Genomic DNA, 16,718 nt, shown 5'->3' on the forward strand with positions numbered 1-16,718 from the left:
TTTCCAAATCGGCTGAGCGATATAGCGCCCGTCGCCAACGAAAACGGCGACGCCACGGTCCACCGACTACCCCCGGACCTTGGTTGATGAGCGGGTGTAGCTCAGGGGTAGAGCACAACCTTGCCAAGGTTGGGGTCGAGCGTTCGAATCGCTTCACCCGCTCCATTCTTTCTCACGACGAAGACATCGAAGATAATCAGCAGGTCTGCCCGCAAGGGGAAGCCGCCTGCGTTTGTGCGCGATACGCTTGACTTGACGGAGGCGATGTCCCCACACGATGGGATTGCCCGGGCCGGCAGGCCCAGGAGATGATCGTCCACGTGTTCGACAGGCGGGCATCCACAACGGACGCCCGCCCGCTGATGGTCAGCTCTTGGTGAAGATGTAATCCGTTTCCTGCCGCAGCGTCTCGCCGGGACGCAGGATCGCGTTCGGGAATCCTTCGTGATTGACCGCGTCGGGCCAGATCTGGGTTTCCAGGCAGAAGCCTGCAAACGGACCATAGGTCCGGCCTTCAAGACCGGGAACCGGCGTGTGCAGCTTAAAGCCGGAATAGAACTGGACGCCGGGCTCCGTCGTGCGCACTTCCAGCGAAACACCTGAATCGATGCTTCGCGCAAGGACAGCGGACCGCTTTGGACCGCGGTCGCCCGACAGGCAGAAGTTATGGTCGTAGAGCACCTTCGCGCCTTCCGTTTGCCGGCGCATGGATGTCATTTCCCGCAGATCGAACGCAGTGCCTTCGACGGTTGCGATCTCACCGGTCGGGATCTGCCGCTCGTCGGTCGGCAGATAGTGATCGGCCGCGATCATGATGTCGTGGCCGAGCGTGTCCGGGCGACCATCGAGGTTGAAGTAGGTGTGCTGGCAGAGATTGGCGATCGTGGGCGCATCCGTCGTCGCCGTATAGGAGACGGTCAGGCACCCATGACCGGAAAGCCGATAGGTCGCCGCGATCTCGCAGTTTCCCGGATAGCCGGCGCGGCCCGCGGGATCGGTGATCTTCAGGGAAACAGAATCCTCGGTGACGTCGAAAATGGTCCAGAGGCGCTTGGCGATGCCGTCGCTGCCGCCGTGAAGATGGGTCACGCCTTTCTCGTTCAGCTCGAGCTGAAATGCCTCGCCGTCGATCGAGAAGCGGCCGTCACCGATGCGGTTTGCCGAACGACCCGGTGTCGCGCCAAAGTAGGACGAATGGGCCGGATAATCTGCGAATGACTCGAAACCCAGCACCAGCGGCGGCGCGTGGCCGTCAAGCCGCAGATCCTGGATCACGGCGCCCCAGGTGATGACGTGGGCCGTCAGCCCGCCACCACGGATCGTCACGCGATGTACGGGCTCGCCTGTTGTCAGATGGCCGAAAATCTCCATTGCAGTGCTGGTCAAATTGCGCTCCTCGCATGTGTTCGTTCGCAGCGCCATGGGCACCGCCAACCTCGTTCTCTCCCCGCGCTTCCGCGGATCTACCTCGTCGCGCCGCGTTGGCGCGGCACGCATGACCGCATCAGCGACCCTTGCCGATCTCGCTCAGTTCGTAGGGCGTCGTCTGATAGATATCGTTGATCCAGTTTCCGAAAAGCAGATGCGCATGACTGCGCCACCGGTTCTGCGGCGGAAGCTCCGGGTCGTTGTGCGGAAAATAGTTGTACGGCATCTTGATGGGCACGCCGGCGTGAACATCGCGGAAATACTCGTCCGACAGGGAGGTCGAATCATATTCCACGTGGTTGAAGACGTAGAGACGATTGCCGGCCTTCTCGTGCACGAAGCAGACGCCCATCTCGTCGGACTCCATGAGAATCTCTAGCCCTGGCACCTTCTCGATATCTTCCCGCCGAACTTCGGTCCATCGCGATACCGGGATCTGGAAATCGTCGGAGAAGCCGTTGAGATAGACGGAAGACGGATCAAGAATATGGTGGCGATAGACCCCGAAGGCCTTTTCCCGCAGCGGATGCTTGGGCACCCCGTGGAAATGATAGATCGCCGCCATCGCGCCCCAGCAGATGTTGAGCGTGGAATGAACGTGCGTATGCGTCCAGGCAAAGACCTCGCGCATCTCCTCCCAATAGGTGACCTCTTCGAACGGCAGAAGCTCGACCGGTGCGCCGGTGATGATGAGACCGTCGAAATGCCGTTCACGAACGTCTTCGAACGTCTCGTAGAAGGCGAGCAGATGATCTTCGGAGGTGTTCTTTGCCTTATGGCTGCCAAGTCGGATCAGCGTGAACTCGACCTGCAACGGCGACGCACCGACAAGACGCGCCATCTGTACCTCGGTCTTGATCTTGTTCGGCATGAGGTTGAGAAGCCCGATCTGCAGCGGCCGGATATCCTGACGGATGGCGGCCGTTTCGGTCATGACCCGCACGCCCTCGGAGACGAGGGTTTCGAAAGCGGGCAGCGTATCGGGTATCTTGATGGGCATCGGCTTCACTCGGAATAACGACACCGGCCGAAATGGAGGGTAGCGGGCGAAACATCGTCCCACGGCCCTTTAGCGACTTGTTTAACGTGGCTGCAAGCCGGCCGGCCAAATCACCACGGCGCAAGTCATAGACCCGATACGGGTGCGAATCAAGGACAGCCAACGCCGCCGTCAAGCGACAGCACGGGACGGACGTCACGGCGAACGACCGCCCCCGCTTGTCGTCTACCTACCCCTCTAACGCCTCGCGCAGCATTTCCAGCTCCAGCCACGCGCTTTCCATCGTCTCGATCGACGCCCGCAGCTTTTCGAGTTCTGCAGCCAGGGCGGCAAAGCGCGCGGGGTTCTTTGCAAAGAGTTTCGGATCGGCCATTTCCGCCTCGCGCTTCGCGATCTCGCCTTGCGCCTTTTCCATCTCCTTCGGCAGGTTCTCGAGGGCAAACTTCTGCTTGAAGGACAATTTTCCCTTGGCCGGCTTAGCGGCCGCCGAACCCTGCCCCGCCGTCTGCGGGCCACCCGTCTGCGTGTTACCCGCCTTGCGGGCCTTTTCGGCCTTTTCCGCGCGTTTGCGCTCGTCGGCCAGGCCCTTGCGCTGCGCCATCATATCCGAATAGCCGCCCGCATATTCGATCCATCGCCCGTCCGGTGCTTCCGGGGCGGCCGGCGCAATGGTCGAGGTGACCGTGCGGTCAAGAAAGTCGCGATCATGGCTGACGAGGATCACCGTGCCGGCGAAGCCCGCGACGATCTCCTGCAGGAGGTCCAGCGTCTCGATGTCGAGATCATTCGTCGGCTCGTCGAGAATCAGAAGATTCGTCGGGCGCGAGAGAATACGCGCCAGCATCAACCGCGCCCGCTCGCCGCCGGACAGATTCTTGATCGGCGTGCGCGCCTGCTCGGGCTGAAACAGGAACTCCTTCATGTAGCCGGTCACATGCCGTTGCTCGCCGTTGACCAGCAGTGTTTCGCCGCGCCCGTCGGTCAGGTAATTCGCCAGCGTATCCTCGAGATTGAGGTCTTCGCGTTTCTGGTCAAGCGTCGCGATCTCGAGGTTGGTCCCAAGCTTCACCTTGCCCTCGTCCGGCTTCAACTGGCCGGTGAGCATTTTCAGAAGCGTGGTCTTGCCGGCACCGTTCGGACCGACGAGACCGATGCAGTCGCCGCGATGCACCCGGATAGAGAACGGCGCAACAATGGTGCGCGCGCCATAAGCCTTGGCGATCTTCTCGGCCTCGATCACCAGCTTGCCGGATTCCTGCGCGTCGGAAACGCTCGCCTGTACCGAGCCCTGAGGTCCCTTGTGGCCGCGATAGTTGGAGCGCAGATCCTGCAGAGCGCCGAGGCGGCGCATGTTGCGCTTGCGCCGGGCGGTCACGCCATAGCGCAGCCAGTGCTCTTCCCGTTCGATCTGCTTGCCGAGCTTGTGCTGCTCCAGTTCCTCCTGTTCCAGTACCTGGTCCCGCCAGGCCTCGAACTGACCAAACCCCCGGTCAAGCCGGCGCGACGTGCCGCGATCGAGCCAGACGGTGGCGGTCGAAACCTTCTCCAGGAAGCGACGGTCGTGGGAGATGAGGATGAGGGCACTCCGGGTCTTCTGCAGCTCGCCTTCCAGCCATTCGATAGTCGGCAGGTCGAGATGGTTGGTCGGCTCGTCGAGCATCAGGATATCGGGTTCGGGCGCAAGCACCCGGGCCAGCGCCGCACGTCGCGCCTCGCCCCCGGAGAGATCGTTCGGATTCTCCTGGCCGCTCAACCCCAGATGCGAGAGCAGATAGGTCACACGATAGGGATCGTCGCCCGGCCCTAGCCCTGCCTCGGCATAGGCCTGGACCGTGGTATAGGCGCCGAAGTCCGGCGCCTGTTCCAGATAGCGCACCGTGGACGACGGATGGCGAAACACCTCGCCCGACTGTGGCTCGATCAGGCCTGCGGCGATCTTGAGCAACGTCGACTTGCCCGAGCCGTTGCGGCCGACAAGGCAGATGCGATCGCCTGGCTCGACCTGCAGCGCTGCACCGTTGAGCAGTGGCGTACCGCCGAAGGTCAGGACGATATCGTCGAGTTTGAGAATGGGCGGCGCCATGGTCAGGCTCCTGTCATGTCGAGAGGGCGGGCGACAAGCATCGCGCGGCCCGCGCCAAGCGTCAGCTGTACGGGTCCTTCCGCCACGTTGGAAATGGTGCGCGATGAGCCGAAGGGCATCGCGAAACGGCTCAAAGGATAGCGCGCGCCGGCAATGGAGAGGTCGGTTAGGGTATCAAGACCCAAGATGGAGAACAGGCAGCCCCTTGGCAAGGCGACCTCCGTGATGCCGGGCAGCAGCGGCACCGCCTCCTCCTCGCCCGAGGTCAGGAGGACGTCGAGCCCGGTTTCGGCAAGATGCAGGCTGTAGAGAAGGTGCTGGAAGGCGTGATCGCTGCGCTCGCCCCCGAGCGCGCCGGCGAGAACCAGCTTCCGCGCGCCACGTTCCAGTGCCGCCGCCACGGCGATTTCGCCGTCGGTCTCGTTTTTGGCGGGCGGATAGGGCTCGCGCCGCACGTCGGGCCAGGCGGCCATCAAAGCCTGCGGCGTCGAGTCGAAATCACCGACCCAGAGCTCTGGCGCGAGGCCGATGGCCGCCGCGTGTCGCATGCCGCCATCGGCGGCGATCACGCGGGTTCCGGCAAGCTGCGCGGCGAGCCGGTCGGTCATCGTCAAGGGCCCGCCGAGCAGGATGGTGAATGCAGTTGCGGTCATCGCGCTGCCATAGCGCGAAGCTGCCGCAGAGGCAAAGGTGAAAGGCTGTGAAAGCCCGAAAGATATGGGACGCGCGCTCATCTGCTTGTCTGTCGCGCTTGCGTCATCTTGCCAATCTGCGGGACCAGGGCTAGATCTTTCCATGCTCTAACGGGGTGCCTTTCTTTCTGCGACGACCCGTCGTTTCGAAAGACCGGCTGAGAGGCGACACGCCAACCCGCGGAACCTGATCCGGTTTGCACCGGCGGAGGGATTAGACGGCTCGCAAGCGCTATCCCCCTTGAACACGTTTTTTGAAGGAGACGCGCATGCGCTTTACATGGCTTTCGATGACCACGACAACCCTGCTTCTCGCTGGCGGCACCCTGCTCGGCATCGTCGATGCCGAAGCCGCCGAGCCAAAGACGCTGACGGTCTACACCTATGAAAGCTTCACGAGCGAATGGGGACCTGGCGCGAAGATCGCGGAAGCGTTCGAGAAGACCTGCGATTGCAAGATCACCTATGTCAGCGTCGCCGACGGCGTGGAACTCCTGACGCGGCTGAAGCTGGAAGGCCCTGCCGCCAAGGCGGACGTCGTCGTCGGTCTGGACACCAATCTCGTTGCCGAAGGCAAGGCCACGGGCTTCTTCGCTCCGCATGGTCTCGACACATCGGCGTTGACTGTCCCCGGCGGCTTTTCGGATGATAGTTTCGTGCCCTATGATTACGGCCACTTTGCCTTCGTCTACGACACCCAGATGCTGAAGAGCCCGCCGAAGAGCCTGAAGGAGCTCGTCGAAGGCGGCGGGCAGGACAAGATCATCATCGAAGACCCGCGAACATCCACGCCGGGTCTCGGCCTGCTCCTCTGGGTGAAATCCGTCTATGGCGACCAGTCCGCGGACGCCTGGAAGAAGCTCAAGGATCGCATCCTGACCGTCACGCCCGGCTGGTCGGAGGCCTATGGCCTGTTCACCAAGGGCGAAGCGCCGATGGTGCTCTCCTACACGACTTCGCCGGCCTATCACATGGTGTCCGAAAACAGCGACCGCTACCAGGCGGCGGATTTTGCCGAAGGTCACTACATCCAGATCGAGGTGGCCGGCATGACGAAGGCCGCGCGCGATCCTGAACTCGCCAAGGCCTTTCTCGCCTTCCTGACCGGCCCGCAGGCACAGGCGATCCTGCCGACCACGAACTGGATGATGCCGGTGGGCAAGCCCGGGGAGCCGTTGCCGGACGCCTTCGGCAAACTCGTGCAGCCGAAGACGACCTTCCTCATGCGTTCGGACGAGGTCGCTGCAAACCGCAAGGCCTGGATCGACGAATGGCTGTCCGCCATGAGCCGGAACTGAGCTGCCGATGCGCGCCAATACAAAGCGCGCTCGGGCCATGCGCGCCGATCCTCCGCGCCTCGTCCTCCAAGGCGGCGGTCACACGCGCCGCCTGACATCCGGACTGGGCGTTGCGGGCCTCGCCGGCATCGTGCTGTTCGTCGGCACCGCCATCGTCGCTCTGTCGCTCGCCGCGTCTCGCGAAGGCATCTCCGCCGGAGCCGGCGCAACGAGCGACATGTTCGATGCCTATCTCTGGCGGGTTGCGCGCTTCACGCTGGCCCAGGCGGGCCTTTCCACGCTCCTGTCCATCGCCTTCGCCATTCCCGTTGCTCTGGCGCTGGCCCGTCGACGCCATTTTCCGGGCCGGATATGGATCGTAAGGCTGATGGCGCTGCCGCTCGGCCTGCCGGCGCTGGTGGCAGCCCTCGGCATCGTCGGCATCTGGGGGCGGCAAGGCATTGCGAACGACCTCCTGGCTTTGCTCGATCTCGGCCGACCCATCGCGATCTATGGTCTGACGGGCATCCTCGTCGCGCACGTCTTCTTCAACATGCCGCTCGCCGTCAGGCTTCTCCTGTCGGGACTGGAGCGCATTCCCGGCGAGTACTGGCTGGTTTCCGCCAATCTCGGATTGTCGCCCGTCCAGCTCTTCCGGTTCATCGAGTGGCCTGTCATTCGAGGCCTTCTTTCCGGCGTCGCCGGCCTGGTCTTCATGCTCTGCGCCACCAGCTTCACGCTGGTGCTGACGCTCGGCGGCGGCCCTGCGGCGAGCACGCTGGAGGTGGCGATCTATCAGGCATTGCGCTTCGACTTCGATCCGTCTCGGGCGATCGCCCTGTCGGCTCTGCAGATCGCCGTCACCGCCCTCCTCCTCATCCTTCTCCGCTGGTTGACCCCCCCGGCCACCGAGGCACCGACGACTGGCCGGCCGGTGCGTCGCTTCGACAGCGGATCGTCCATCTTTATCCTCTTCGACGCCTTCGTCGTGGCTTTGGCGGCCCTGTTCGTTGCGGCGCCGCTTGCCTCCGTGCTTGTTTCCGGTCTCGTCTCCGATCTTTTCAAGCTTGCCACAGATCCGCAGGTCCACCGGGCTACGGCGACGAGTCTCGCGATTGCCGCGGTCTCCGCGGTCCTGTCCGTCACACTTGCAACCGCCATGCTGACCACCCGCCAGATCCTGCTATCGCCACGTCGGCCGGGTGGATTCGCACAGGTCTTCTCCGGAGGCGTTGCTGCCGGCACGTCGCTCATCCTTCTGGTGCCGCCGGTCGTCATCGGGGCGGGATGGTTCCTGGTGCTGCGCCCGCTCGGCGATGTCGCACGCTTTGCGCCCGCCGTCATCACGGCCGTGAACACGCTGATGGCGCTGCCCTTCGTCGTTCGCGTGCTGGCTCCGGCCATCGCAACGCACGCCGCCCGCACCGACCGCCTTACCACAAGCCTCGGCATCCGCGGCTGGTCGCGTCTTCGGCTGGTCGACGGACCGGGTCTGAGGCGCCCGCTGTTGATGGCACTGTCGTTTGCAGCCGCGCTCTCGCTCGGAGATCTCGGGGCAGTTGCCTTGTTCGGGTCGCAGGACATGATCACGCTGCCGTTCCTGCTCTTCAGCCGCATGGGAAGCTACCGCACGACGGATGCGGCCGGCCTTGCGCTTCTCCTCGGTCTCGTCTGCGTCGTCCTGACATTCCTTGGAACACCGCGGGCCTTGGAACCGCGCGGGAGAATCGGGAGGGGACATCATGAAGCCGGATAGGCCAGCAAGCGCGCCAACCCCGATCGCCGTCCGCCTGGAACAGGTGATGGTCCGCTTCCCGGGCCATCCTGTCCCGCAGACGCTGGTCTTCGATGCCGCTATCGAAAGCGGAAAGATCACGGCAATTACGGGCGCCTCCGGTTCCGGAAAATCGACCCTGCTCAATCTCATCGCCGGTTTCGAGACGCCGGATTCCGGTCGTCTGCGCATTTTCGGAGAGGATGCGACCGACAGTCCGCCCGCTCTGCGTCCGGTCTCGGTCATCTTTCAGGAGCACAATCTTTTTGCGCATCTGGATATCGCGACGAATGTCGGCCTCGGCATCAGTCCGGCGCTGAAGCTGACGAGCGCCGATCGCGCTCGGATCGAAAGCGCGCTCGACGACGTCGGCCTTGCCGGATTTGCCGGGCGCCTTCCGCCGACGTTGTCGGGAGGAGAGCGCCAGCGCGCAGCTTTCGCCCGGGCGCTGGTGCGCAACCGCCCGCTTCTTCTGCTGGATGAGCCTTTTGCAGCTCTCGACCCGGCGCTGCGGCAGGACATGGGCGAACTGCTGGCAGCACTGCAGGAGAAGCATGCGAGCACCATCCTTCTCGTTACCCACCACGCGGACGACGTCCGCCGCCTTGCCGATCGCGTCTTGTTTCTCGATGACGGCAAGGTTGCTCTGCACGAGGAAGCCGGCACGTTCCTCCAGCGCACGGAACCCGACGTCGTCGCACGCTTTCTCGGAGCGCGTCCACCTGCGTCCTGAGCCGCGTGGGCGACACATGCCACAATTTGACCGCGGCCCTATGGCACCGGAAGAGACGATATCATCAGGCCCGCATCGGAGACGAACAGGACGGCCGTCTGCGTCTTTTTCCGCAAAACCGATAGGGCCGCGGAATTATGCAGTAGGCATATGGCGCATGAATAGGCTAGATCGGGCTCTGGGAAACGGAGCGATTGCGCGTATCTCAGGATGTAGGGCGGCTCTGCCGAACTGCCGCAAGTGTGGTCGGCACGCTGCCGGACGCGAACATGGGCTGAGGCATGACGGTGAAAGAGCGGAACAAGCGGAACGGCGGATCCCTGTCGACCCGCGGCATTGCAGGCACCCTGCGCGCGTCCGTCGCCGGTCTCGCTTTGCTGTCGCTTGCCGGTTGCCAGAGTGCGATCGAACAGAGCTATGAGCCGAGCGTCTCCCCGTCCGCCACGCCCCAGATTGTCGATGAAGTCCAGAAGAACGACCCCCGTGCCGCAATGGGCGCCCGTGAGCATCCCCGTATCGTTGCAAGCTACGGCGGCGAATACAAGGACGAGAAGACCGAGCGCCTGGTTGCCCGGATCACCGGCGCACTGACGGCCGTTTCGGAGAACCCGAACCAGTCCTATCGCATCACGCTCCTCAACTCCCCTGCCATCAATGCGTTTGCCTTGCCAGGCGGCTATCTCTACGTCACCCGTGGCCTTCTTGCGCTCGCCGACGATGCCTCGGAGGTCGCCGCCGTTCTGTCGCACGAGATGGCGCACGTCACCGCCAATCACGGCATCCAGCGGCAGCAGCGCGAGGAAGCCGAAGTTATCGCCAGCCGTGTGGTTTCGGAGGTTCTCTCGAGTGATCTCGCCGGCAAGCAGGCGCTTGCTCGCGGCAAGCTTCGGCTCGCTGCATTCTCGCGGAACCAGGAACTGCAGGCCGATGTCATCGGAGTGCGCATGCTGGGAGAAGCCGGCTACGATCCCTATGCGGCAGCCCGCTTTCTCGATGCGATGGCCGCCTATAGCCGGTTCTCCTCCGTCGATCCGGAAAATGACCAGAGCATGGACTTTCTCTCGAGCCATCCGAACGCGCCGCAGCGCGTGGAGCTTGCCCGACGCCACGCCCGCGCCTTCGGCCCTGAGGGAACGACAGGCGACCGCGGTCGCGACTATTTCCTCGATGGCATCGATGGCTTGCTCTATGGCGATAGCCCACAGGAGGGCTACGTCCGCGGCCAAACGTTCCTGCACGGCAAGCTCGGCATCCGCTTCGATGTTCCCGCAGGGTTCCAGATCGACAACAAGGCCGAGGCCGTCCTCGCGACAGGTCCCGGCGAAACGGCCATCCGCTTCGACGGCGTGGCCGATACCCAGCATCGCAGTCTGACGGATTATATCGCAAGCGGCTGGGTGACCGGTCTGCAGCCCGACACGATCCACGCCATCACGATCAACGGGCTGGAAGCCGCGACGGCGCGGGCTTCGGCCGATCGCTGGGATTTCGACGTGACGGTGCTGCGCATCGACACCCAGATCTATCGTTTCCTGACCGCGGTGCCAAAGGGGACGCCATCGCTGGAGCCGACGGCGGATGTGCTGCGCACGTCCTTCCGCCGCATGAACCCGCAGGAGGCCGCCGCGCTGAAGCCGCTGCGCATCCGCGTCATCACCGTCGCGCCGGGCGATACGCTTGCGACCCTTTCAGCCCGAATGATGGGCACCGACCGCAAGCTCGATCTCTTCCGGCTGATCAATGCCCTGCAGATCACCTCGACGATCAAGCCGGGCGACCGCATGAAGATCATTTCGGAATAATCACGCGCAGCCAAGCCATCCGAGACACACGAAAAGGCCCGCCATGTTGGCGGGCCTTTTCGTGTGAGGAAAATAGAGCGGTCAGTGCGCCGTCAGCGCGAGCTCCGGTGCCTGCGCAACGAGGGCGACCTTGAGCTTTTCGAGCGCACGCGTCTCGATCTGGCGAACGCGTTCCTTGGAAATGCCGAGATCCGCGCCTAGCTCTTCAAGGGTTGCACTGTCTTCCGACAGCCGGCGGGCGCGGATGATCTTCATCTCGCGATCGTTCAACTGTTCCAGCGCATGTCCGAGCCAGTTCTTCCGGCGTTCCTGGTCGATCATGTCGGTGACCTGCTCGTCCGGCAGAGGCGCCGCACAGGCGAGGAGATCAAGGCGCTCGCCGCTATCGGAGTCACCCGACGAAATCGGGGCCTGGAGAGACGAGTCGCTGCCGGAAAGGCGCGCATCCATCGTCTGGACATCGGCAAGGCTGACGCCGAGAGCAGAGGCGATTTCTTCATGGACGGCCCGGGCCGTCAACTGGCTGTTGCCTTGGGCAAGCTTTGCCCGCAGCCGCCGCAGATTGAAGAAGAGAGCCTTCTGCGCAGAAGACGTACCGCCGCGAACGATCGACCAGTTGCGCAACACGTAATCCTGCATTGAAGCGCGGATCCACCAGGTTGCGTAGGTGGAGAAACGAACGTCCCGGCTCGGCTCGAAACGGGCCGCTGCTTCCAGAAGACCGATGTGACCCTCCTGAACGAGATCCCCCATCGGCAAGCCGAAATGGCGGAACTTGGCGGCCATCGAGATCACGAGGCGCATATGCGCCATGGCGATCTTGTTGCGCGCGTCCTGATCCTGGTTATCCTTCCAAGCCTGTGCCAACAGTTGTTCCTCGCCGCGCTCCAGGTATGGGGCCGCCATGGCAATCTTGATCATGCGCCTGTCTGCAGAGAGATTTTTCATAGGCTACTCCATGACGGGCACGTGACCGTGCCTCCGGGCTGGTTCGGGTGACGGCATTGCAGAGGTGAACACTTGACCTGCAATCGAGACGCCCTAAATCCGTTGTATGAGACGACGCCACGTAGATGGACACCGGTGTGATCTGGGTCCGATCCGGCGCATGGCCATTCGATCGGACGTTTCATAACGCCTGTCTTTTCGAAAAGTTCCGCAGGAGCACCACGATGTGGCGCCTCGCGATCTCTTTTGATCACTCCCACATCCAGCACGCTCTCGAAGCGCTCGTCGGCCACTGGAAAGGACATCGCGAACGGAGAGAGCACGTGAGGTTCTGCGTGCGATGAAAATTCGCGCTTGCCGCGTTCGTTAAAATGCCGTTAATTTTAGCGAACCTCGGCATGATGCCGCGGCAAGACGAAGACGAGCCGGCCAGGATCAGCGCGCGCACCATGAAGACACTGTCCATCGAAGTCCGTCCCGGCATGGCAAGAGACGCCGCCGAGATCTCGCAGGTCCATCGTGTTTCCTGGCTTCACACCTATTCCGGCCTCATTCCGCATCTTCCCCTGAACAAGATGATCGATCGGCGCAATGCGAGCTGGTGGCGCAAGGCGACCGGCGGCCCCTCCACGCTTCTCGTCATCGATGTCGCCGGCGTGATCGCAGGCTATGCAACACTCGGCCTGTCCCGCGCCCGCGCGCTGCCGCAGGAAGGCGAAATCTATGAAATCTATTTCCGGCCGGAGTATCAGGGCATCGGCCTGGGGCGCATCCTCTTCGGGGAGGCCAGCAGCCTGCTGAAGTCGCTCGGCTGCCGCGGCCTCGTCGTCTGGTGTCTGGAAGACTGCACCCAAGCCGACCGCTTCTTCCGCAACGCCGGAGGCCGCGATATCTGCGAAGGGATGGAGGACTTCGGCGGCAAGAGCCTGAAGAAGATCGGCCATGTCTGGAACTGAAGCGCCTTTTTGCAGCGGCCGGCGGACGACGGAAACGGACGCTCCTTAACTCTTTGCTGACAAATGACCGCTTCCAGCCACCGCTGATATTGCACAACGGCAGGTTTGGCTTTATCGGACGTCAGTCCCACCTCAGGAGCATGGAGGCTTCATGCGTATTGACGCAATCTCGATCGGAAAGAACCCGCCGGAAGACATCAACGTCATCGTGGAGGTTCCCGTTGGTGGCCATCCGATCAAGTACGAGATGGACAAGGAAGCCGGCACGCTCGTTGTCGATCGTTTTCTTTACACACCCATGACCTATCCGGGCAATTACGGCTTCGTGCCGCATACGCTGTCGGATGACGGAGATCCGATCGATGTCCTGATTGCCAGCACGCGGCCGCTCGTGCCCGGCTGCGTCATCAACGTCCGCCCGATCGGCGTGATGATGATGGAAGACAATTCCGGCAAGGATGAGAAGATCATCGCGGTGCCGAGCGCGCACCTCACCAAGCGATACGACAAGGTCAAGGAATACACGGACCTGCCGGAAATCACGCTTCAGCAAATCGAGCATTTCTTCGAGCACTACAAGGATCTCGAACCCGGCAAATGGGTCAAGATCTTCGGCTGGAAGGACGCAGCCGTTGCGCGTCAGCTGATCATCGAATCGATCGAACGCGCAAAGACCGCCAAGTAAGTCCATTCGATCGTCACGACCAAGACCGCGTCCCGCAAGAGGCGCGGTCTTTTTGCGTGTCGCCGAAAGGGATTTCGGGCACAGCTTGACGGGGCGATACTGAGGATCACGGCACACACCCTCCCGATCAGCGGCTGATCCGCGTCGAGAGCACGATCGATGACAATGTCTTTTCGACGCCTTCGATCGTCCCGATCTGGTCGATGACCAGATCGAGCGCACTGATCGAGGCGGCTTCGACAATGGCGATCAGGTCGAAGCTGCCGCTGACGGAATGCACGATACGAACGGCCTGCATCGCGTCGAGATCGCGTGTCACCCGCGGCAGTGCTCTGGCCGCGAGCGTGATGAGGATATGGGCCCGCACGAGGCCGCGCTCGTAGTCGCTGGAGAGACGAACGCCATAGCCGGTGATCACGCCTTCGCGCTCGAGCCGTTCGAGCCGTGCCTGAACGGTGGTACGCGACAGGCCGAGCTTGCGCGCAAGCATCGCCGTTGGCATGCGCGCGTTTTCACCGAGCAATGCCAAGAGCGCACGATCACTGTCGGATATCGTCATAGCGATCAGTCCTGTCGGCGAAATGCCGAATGTGGACCTTCCTTTTGCACAAATCGGCGCTTCTGGGCAACACCGTCCCGATGCATGCTTACCCGCAAATCGGAAGGGGAACATCATGAAAAACATCGTCGTTATCGGCGCCGGGAAGATCGGCGCAACGATTGCACACTTGCTTGCAACCTCGGGTGACTATGCGGTCATCGTTGCGGACCGGAGTGCGGAGCAGCTGTCACGTCTGGGCACCCACGCCGCCATCTCCACAAAGACCGTCGATATCGCGGACCCTGCGGCAATGGATGCATTGCTGGCCGGTGCCTTTGCCGTGCTCAGTGCCGCACCTTTCCATCTCACGGTCGAGATCGCTGCCTCTGCCGCCCGCAGCGGCGTGCATTACCTCGATCTCACCGAGGATGTGGAGTCTACACGTCAGGTGAAGAAGCTCGCAGAAAACGCCAGCAGTACCTTCATCCCGCAATGTGGACTTGCACCCGGCTTCATTTCCATTGTCGCACAGAATCTTGCAGCCCGCTTCGACAGCCTGGACAGCGTCCGCATGCGTGTCGGGGCCCTGCCGCAATATCCCTCGAACGCGCTCAACTACAACCTCACCTGGAGCACGGATGGGGTCATCAACGAATATATCGAACCCTGCGAAGCCATCGTTGAAGGGCGCTTGACCGCCGTTCCGGCCCTTGAGGAGCGCGAAGAGTTCTCGCTCGACGGCGTGACCTATGAAGCGTTCAATACCTCTGGCGGCCTCGGCACGCTGTGCGAGAGCCTGGCTGGCCGCGTGCGGACCCTGAACTACCGCACGATCCGCTATCCCGGACACGCCGCCATCATGAAGGCGCTGCTGAACGACCTCGGCCTGCGTCATCGCCGCGACGTGTTGAAGGATATCCTCGAAAATGCGCTGCCCGCCACGACGCAAGACGTGGTCATCGTTTTCGTCACCGTCTCCGGTCATCGAGACGGGCGGCTGGTCCAGGAAACCTATGCCAACAAGATCTATAGTGGCGTGGTATCCGGCCGGATGATGAGTGCCATCCAGATCACCACGGCTGCCAGCATCTGTGCCGTCTTGGACATGCTCGCAGCCGGCGATCTTCCCGCTCGAGGCTTCGTTCGCCAGGAAGACATCGCCCTTGATGCGTTCCTTGCCAACCGCTTCGGCCGCCACTATGCCGACAGCCGCGTTACCGAAAAGCTTGCGAGCTGAACGACCGGGCCGGCCTCAGAGCCGGCCAAACTCGTCGTCCAGACGCACCGTATCGTCATCCGACAGATAGGATCCCGTCTGGACCTCGATCAACTCCAGCGGGATCTTGCCTGGATTGGTAAGGCGGTGGGTGACGCCTTGTGGGACATAGATGGACTCGTTCTCGTTCAGAAGACGCGTTTCATCACCCAGGGTCACCTCGGCCGTCCCCTTCACGACCACCCAATGCTCCGCGCGATGGAAGTGCTTCTGCAACGAAATCTTTCGGCCGGGCGCAATGGAAAGGCGCTTGACCTCGAAGCGGTCGCCGCTCAGCACCGAGGCGACGGAGCCCCACGGTTTGTAGGATGTAGGATGAACCTCCGTCAGCTTCCGGGTCGTCTCGGAGCGCGCCAGTGCTTTGACGATCTGTCCGACATTCTGGCTGTCGGCGAGGCGACCGACATAGACCGCATCCTCACTGGCGATGACGGCGATATCATCCAGACCGTGCACCGCCAGATGGATGTCACGCGACAGAACGAGCGAGTTTCGCGTGTCCGAAACGCTGACCTTCTGGCCGACGACGTTTCCCGCCTCATCCTTCCGCCCGACGGCCCAGACAGAATCCCAGCTCCCCAGGTCCGACCAGGGAAAGGACGACGGGACGACCGCCGCAAGCGCCGTGCGCTCGAAGACCGCATAGTCCACCGAAATGTCGGGCGCCTTCGAGAAGGCAGCCTCGTCCAGGCGCTCGAAATCGAGGTCGCGTCGCGCCATCTCGACGGCCGCCAGCGCAGAGGCATGCACGTCCGGCTCGAACCGGGCAAGATCGGCGAGAAACGGGCGGGCCGGCAGCATGAACATGCCGGAGTTCCAGAGGTAGTTTCCCGTTTCCAGAAGCGTCTCGGCGGTTTCCCGGTTCGGCTTTTCGACGAAACGCGCAACCGTCCGGGCACCACCCGGAAGCGCCTTTCCTGTCTCGATATAGCCATAACCGGTTGCCGGTTCGGTCGGCGTGATGCCGAAAGTGACCAGCCAGCCGGCTGCGGCCGTGTCGCGAGCAAGGCGAATGCAGTCCCGATAGACCTCGTCGGCCTCGATCTCATGATCGGATGCGAGAACCTGAACGATGGCATCCTCGCCATGATCCCGGACAACAACGAACGCCGCCGCCGCCAAGGCAGGCGCCGTGTTGCGCGCAACGGGTTCCAGGAGAATAGACGCCAGGGGCACGCCCACGGCCTGTGCCTGCTCGGCAACGATAAAGCGGAATTCCGCATTCGTCACGATGATGGGCGGCGCGTAGAGCGCCGGGTCTGAAATGCGCAGGAGCGTCTTTTGAAACAGCGAGTGATCGCTGAGGAACTGGAGGAATTGTTTCGGCGCCGTCGAACGAGAAAGAGGCCACAGCCGGGTTCCCTTGCCCCCTGCCATGATGATCGGGACGATCTTTACCGACATGCCACTCCCTTTCTGCTGTTTGGGCTCACCAGCCTTCGGACTGCACGGGGCTGGCGTAGGTGCTGAACGTGCCCTGCCGCGCCCCGACAGCGACGATGCACGAGCTATCACAGGCTCGG

14 protein-coding genes, 1 tRNA gene and 2 riboswitches are annotated in these 16,718 nt (G+C 62.6%); of the genes, 8 read left to right on the top strand and 7 right to left on the bottom strand.

Annotated features, from left to right (window positions below):
• The first annotated feature begins 90 nt into the window (after nucleotides 1–90).
• A tRNA-Gly gene (locus ASG03_RS00400) sits at nucleotides 91–165 on the top strand.
• A gap of 201 nt (nucleotides 166–366) precedes the next feature.
• On the opposite strand, the gene ASG03_RS00405 is transcribed toward ASG03_RS00400, so the two are convergent.
• The 4 genes from ASG03_RS00405 to ASG03_RS00420 all read right to left on the bottom strand — a co-directional run bounded on the left by ASG03_RS00405 (nucleotide 367) and on the right by ASG03_RS00420 (nucleotide 5,164).
• Nucleotides 367–1,371 (bottom strand): aldose epimerase family protein, encoded by a 1,005-nt coding sequence (locus tag ASG03_RS00405; RefSeq protein ID WP_156381688.1) that lies wholly within the window; start codon nucleotides 1,369–1,371, stop codon nucleotides 367–369.
• 133 nt (nucleotides 1,372–1,504) lie between these two features.
• Nucleotides 1,505–2,428 (bottom strand): homoserine O-acetyltransferase MetA, encoded by a 924-nt coding sequence (gene metA / locus ASG03_RS00410; RefSeq protein WP_062691445.1) that lies wholly within the window; start codon nucleotides 2,426–2,428, stop codon nucleotides 1,505–1,507.
• A 49-nt stretch (nucleotides 2,429–2,477) separates the two neighbouring features.
• A riboswitch (SAM riboswitch) is annotated at nucleotides 2,478–2,555 on the bottom strand.
• Between the two features lie 102 nt (nucleotides 2,556–2,657).
• On the bottom strand, nucleotides 2,658–4,511 hold the full coding sequence (locus ASG03_RS00415; protein ID WP_062691448.1) for an ABC-F family ATP-binding cassette domain-containing protein: 1,854 nt from the start codon (nucleotides 4,509–4,511) through the stop codon (nucleotides 2,658–2,660).
• Between the two features lie 2 nt (nucleotides 4,512–4,513).
• On the bottom strand, nucleotides 4,514–5,164 hold the full coding sequence (locus ASG03_RS00420; protein WP_062691735.1) for a thiamine diphosphokinase: 651 nt from the start codon (nucleotides 5,162–5,164) through the stop codon (nucleotides 4,514–4,516).
• Between the two features lie 141 nt (nucleotides 5,165–5,305).
• Nucleotides 5,306–5,434: riboswitch (TPP riboswitch) on the top strand.
• A gap of 59 nt (nucleotides 5,435–5,493) precedes the next feature.
• On the opposite strand from ASG03_RS00420, the gene thiB reads away from it, so the two are divergent.
• The 4 genes from thiB to ASG03_RS00440 all read left to right on the top strand — a co-directional run bounded on the left by thiB (nucleotide 5,494) and on the right by ASG03_RS00440 (nucleotide 10,789).
• A complete protein-coding gene (gene thiB, locus ASG03_RS00425) occupies nucleotides 5,494–6,501 on the top strand; it encodes a thiamine ABC transporter substrate binding subunit (protein ID WP_062691737.1) in 1,008 nt (335 codons plus the stop codon).
• A gap of 37 nt (nucleotides 6,502–6,538) precedes the next feature.
• Nucleotides 6,539–8,236, top strand: coding sequence for a thiamine/thiamine pyrophosphate ABC transporter permease ThiP (gene thiP / locus ASG03_RS00430; RefSeq protein WP_082475482.1), 1,698 nt, complete (start codon nucleotides 6,539–6,541; stop codon nucleotides 8,234–8,236).
• 46 nt (nucleotides 8,237–8,282) lie between these two features.
• Nucleotides 8,283–8,987, top strand: a complete 705-nt coding sequence (locus ASG03_RS00435) for a thiamine ABC transporter ATP-binding protein (RefSeq protein ID WP_062691450.1) — start codon at nucleotides 8,283–8,285, stop codon at nucleotides 8,985–8,987.
• 281 nt (nucleotides 8,988–9,268) lie between these two features.
• Complete coding sequence (locus ASG03_RS00440; RefSeq protein ID WP_082475466.1) at nucleotides 9,269–10,789, top strand: M48 family metalloprotease; 1,521 nt, start codon at nucleotides 9,269–9,271, stop codon at nucleotides 10,787–10,789.
• Nucleotides 10,790–10,870: 81 nt separating this feature from the next.
• Here the strand turns inward: ASG03_RS00440 and ASG03_RS00445 are convergent, their stop codons facing one another.
• A complete protein-coding gene (locus ASG03_RS00445) occupies nucleotides 10,871–11,737 on the bottom strand; it encodes an RNA polymerase factor sigma-32 (protein ID WP_062477793.1) in 867 nt (288 codons plus the stop codon).
• Nucleotides 11,738–12,186: 449 nt separating this feature from the next.
• Between ASG03_RS00445 and ASG03_RS00455 the strand changes: the two genes are divergently transcribed.
• Both ASG03_RS00455 and ppa read left to right on the top strand, forming a co-directional pair.
• Nucleotides 12,187–12,693 carry a GNAT family N-acetyltransferase gene (locus tag ASG03_RS00455; protein ID WP_062478137.1) on the top strand — a complete coding sequence of 169 codons (507 nt, stop codon included), beginning with the start codon at nucleotides 12,187–12,189 and terminating at the stop codon, nucleotides 12,691–12,693.
• Between the two features lie 151 nt (nucleotides 12,694–12,844).
• Nucleotides 12,845–13,378 carry an inorganic diphosphatase gene (gene ppa, locus ASG03_RS00460; protein ID WP_062477787.1) on the top strand — a complete coding sequence of 178 codons (534 nt, stop codon included), beginning with the start codon at nucleotides 12,845–12,847 and terminating at the stop codon, nucleotides 13,376–13,378.
• Between the two features lie 127 nt (nucleotides 13,379–13,505).
• Here the strand turns inward: ppa and ASG03_RS00465 are convergent, their stop codons facing one another.
• Nucleotides 13,506–13,937 carry an Lrp/AsnC family transcriptional regulator gene (locus tag ASG03_RS00465; protein WP_062691454.1) on the bottom strand — a complete coding sequence of 144 codons (432 nt, stop codon included), beginning with the start codon at nucleotides 13,935–13,937 and terminating at the stop codon, nucleotides 13,506–13,508.
• Nucleotides 13,938–14,052: 115 nt separating this feature from the next.
• Here ASG03_RS00465 and ASG03_RS00470 point away from each other — a divergent pair, with 115 nt between their 5' ends.
• Nucleotides 14,053–15,156, top strand: a complete 1,104-nt coding sequence (locus tag ASG03_RS00470) for a saccharopine dehydrogenase family protein (RefSeq protein WP_062691456.1) — start codon at nucleotides 14,053–14,055, stop codon at nucleotides 15,154–15,156.
• Nucleotides 15,157–15,171: 15 nt separating this feature from the next.
• On the opposite strand, the gene ASG03_RS00475 is transcribed toward ASG03_RS00470, so the two are convergent.
• Nucleotides 15,172–16,599: a mannose-1-phosphate guanylyltransferase/mannose-6-phosphate isomerase gene (locus ASG03_RS00475; RefSeq protein ID WP_062691458.1), complete on the bottom strand. Its 1,428-nt coding sequence runs from the start codon at nucleotides 16,597–16,599 to the stop codon at nucleotides 15,172–15,174.
• Nucleotides 16,600–16,718: the final 119 nt, after the last annotated feature.

The sequence above is a fragment of the Rhizobium sp. Leaf341 genome (assembly GCF_001424325.1).
In the GTDB taxonomy this organism is placed as follows: Bacteria; Pseudomonadota; Alphaproteobacteria; order Rhizobiales; family Rhizobiaceae; genus Ferranicluibacter.

What these genes read in the sequence shown, in the direction of transcription:
- ppa (WP_062477787.1), top strand. Translation starts at nt 12,845, where the DNA reads ATGCGTATTGACGCAATCTCGATCGGAAAGAACCCGCCGGAAGACATC.
- ASG03_RS00420 (WP_062691735.1), bottom strand. Translation starts at nt 5,164, where the DNA reads ATGACCGCAACTGCATTCACCATCCTGCTCGGCGGGCCCTTGACGATG.
- ASG03_RS00445 (WP_062477793.1), bottom strand. Translation starts at nt 11,737, where the DNA reads ATGAAAAATCTCTCTGCAGACAGGCGCATGATCAAGATTGCCATGGCG.
- ASG03_RS00475 (WP_062691458.1), bottom strand. Translation starts at nt 16,599, where the DNA reads ATGTCGGTAAAGATCGTCCCGATCATCATGGCAGGGGGCAAGGGAACC.
- ASG03_RS00440 (WP_082475466.1), top strand. Translation starts at nt 9,269, where the DNA reads ATGACGGTGAAAGAGCGGAACAAGCGGAACGGCGGATCCCTGTCGACC.
- thiP (WP_082475482.1), top strand. Translation starts at nt 6,539, where the DNA reads ATGCGCGCCGATCCTCCGCGCCTCGTCCTCCAAGGCGGCGGTCACACG.
- ASG03_RS00435 (WP_062691450.1), top strand. Translation starts at nt 8,283, where the DNA reads ATGGTCCGCTTCCCGGGCCATCCTGTCCCGCAGACGCTGGTCTTCGAT.
- metA (WP_062691445.1), bottom strand. Translation starts at nt 2,428, where the DNA reads ATGCCCATCAAGATACCCGATACGCTGCCCGCTTTCGAAACCCTCGTC.
- thiB (WP_062691737.1), top strand. Translation starts at nt 5,494, where the DNA reads ATGACCACGACAACCCTGCTTCTCGCTGGCGGCACCCTGCTCGGCATC.
- ASG03_RS00405 (WP_156381688.1), bottom strand. Translation starts at nt 1,371, where the DNA reads ATGGAGATTTTCGGCCATCTGACAACAGGCGAGCCCGTACATCGCGTG.
- ASG03_RS00415 (WP_062691448.1), bottom strand. Translation starts at nt 4,511, where the DNA reads ATGGCGCCGCCCATTCTCAAACTCGACGATATCGTCCTGACCTTCGGC.
- ASG03_RS00470 (WP_062691456.1), top strand. Translation starts at nt 14,053, where the DNA reads ATGAAAAACATCGTCGTTATCGGCGCCGGGAAGATCGGCGCAACGATT.
- ASG03_RS00455 (WP_062478137.1), top strand. Translation starts at nt 12,187, where the DNA reads ATGAAGACACTGTCCATCGAAGTCCGTCCCGGCATGGCAAGAGACGCC.
- ASG03_RS00465 (WP_062691454.1), bottom strand. Translation starts at nt 13,937, where the DNA reads ATGACGATATCCGACAGTGATCGTGCGCTCTTGGCATTGCTCGGTGAA.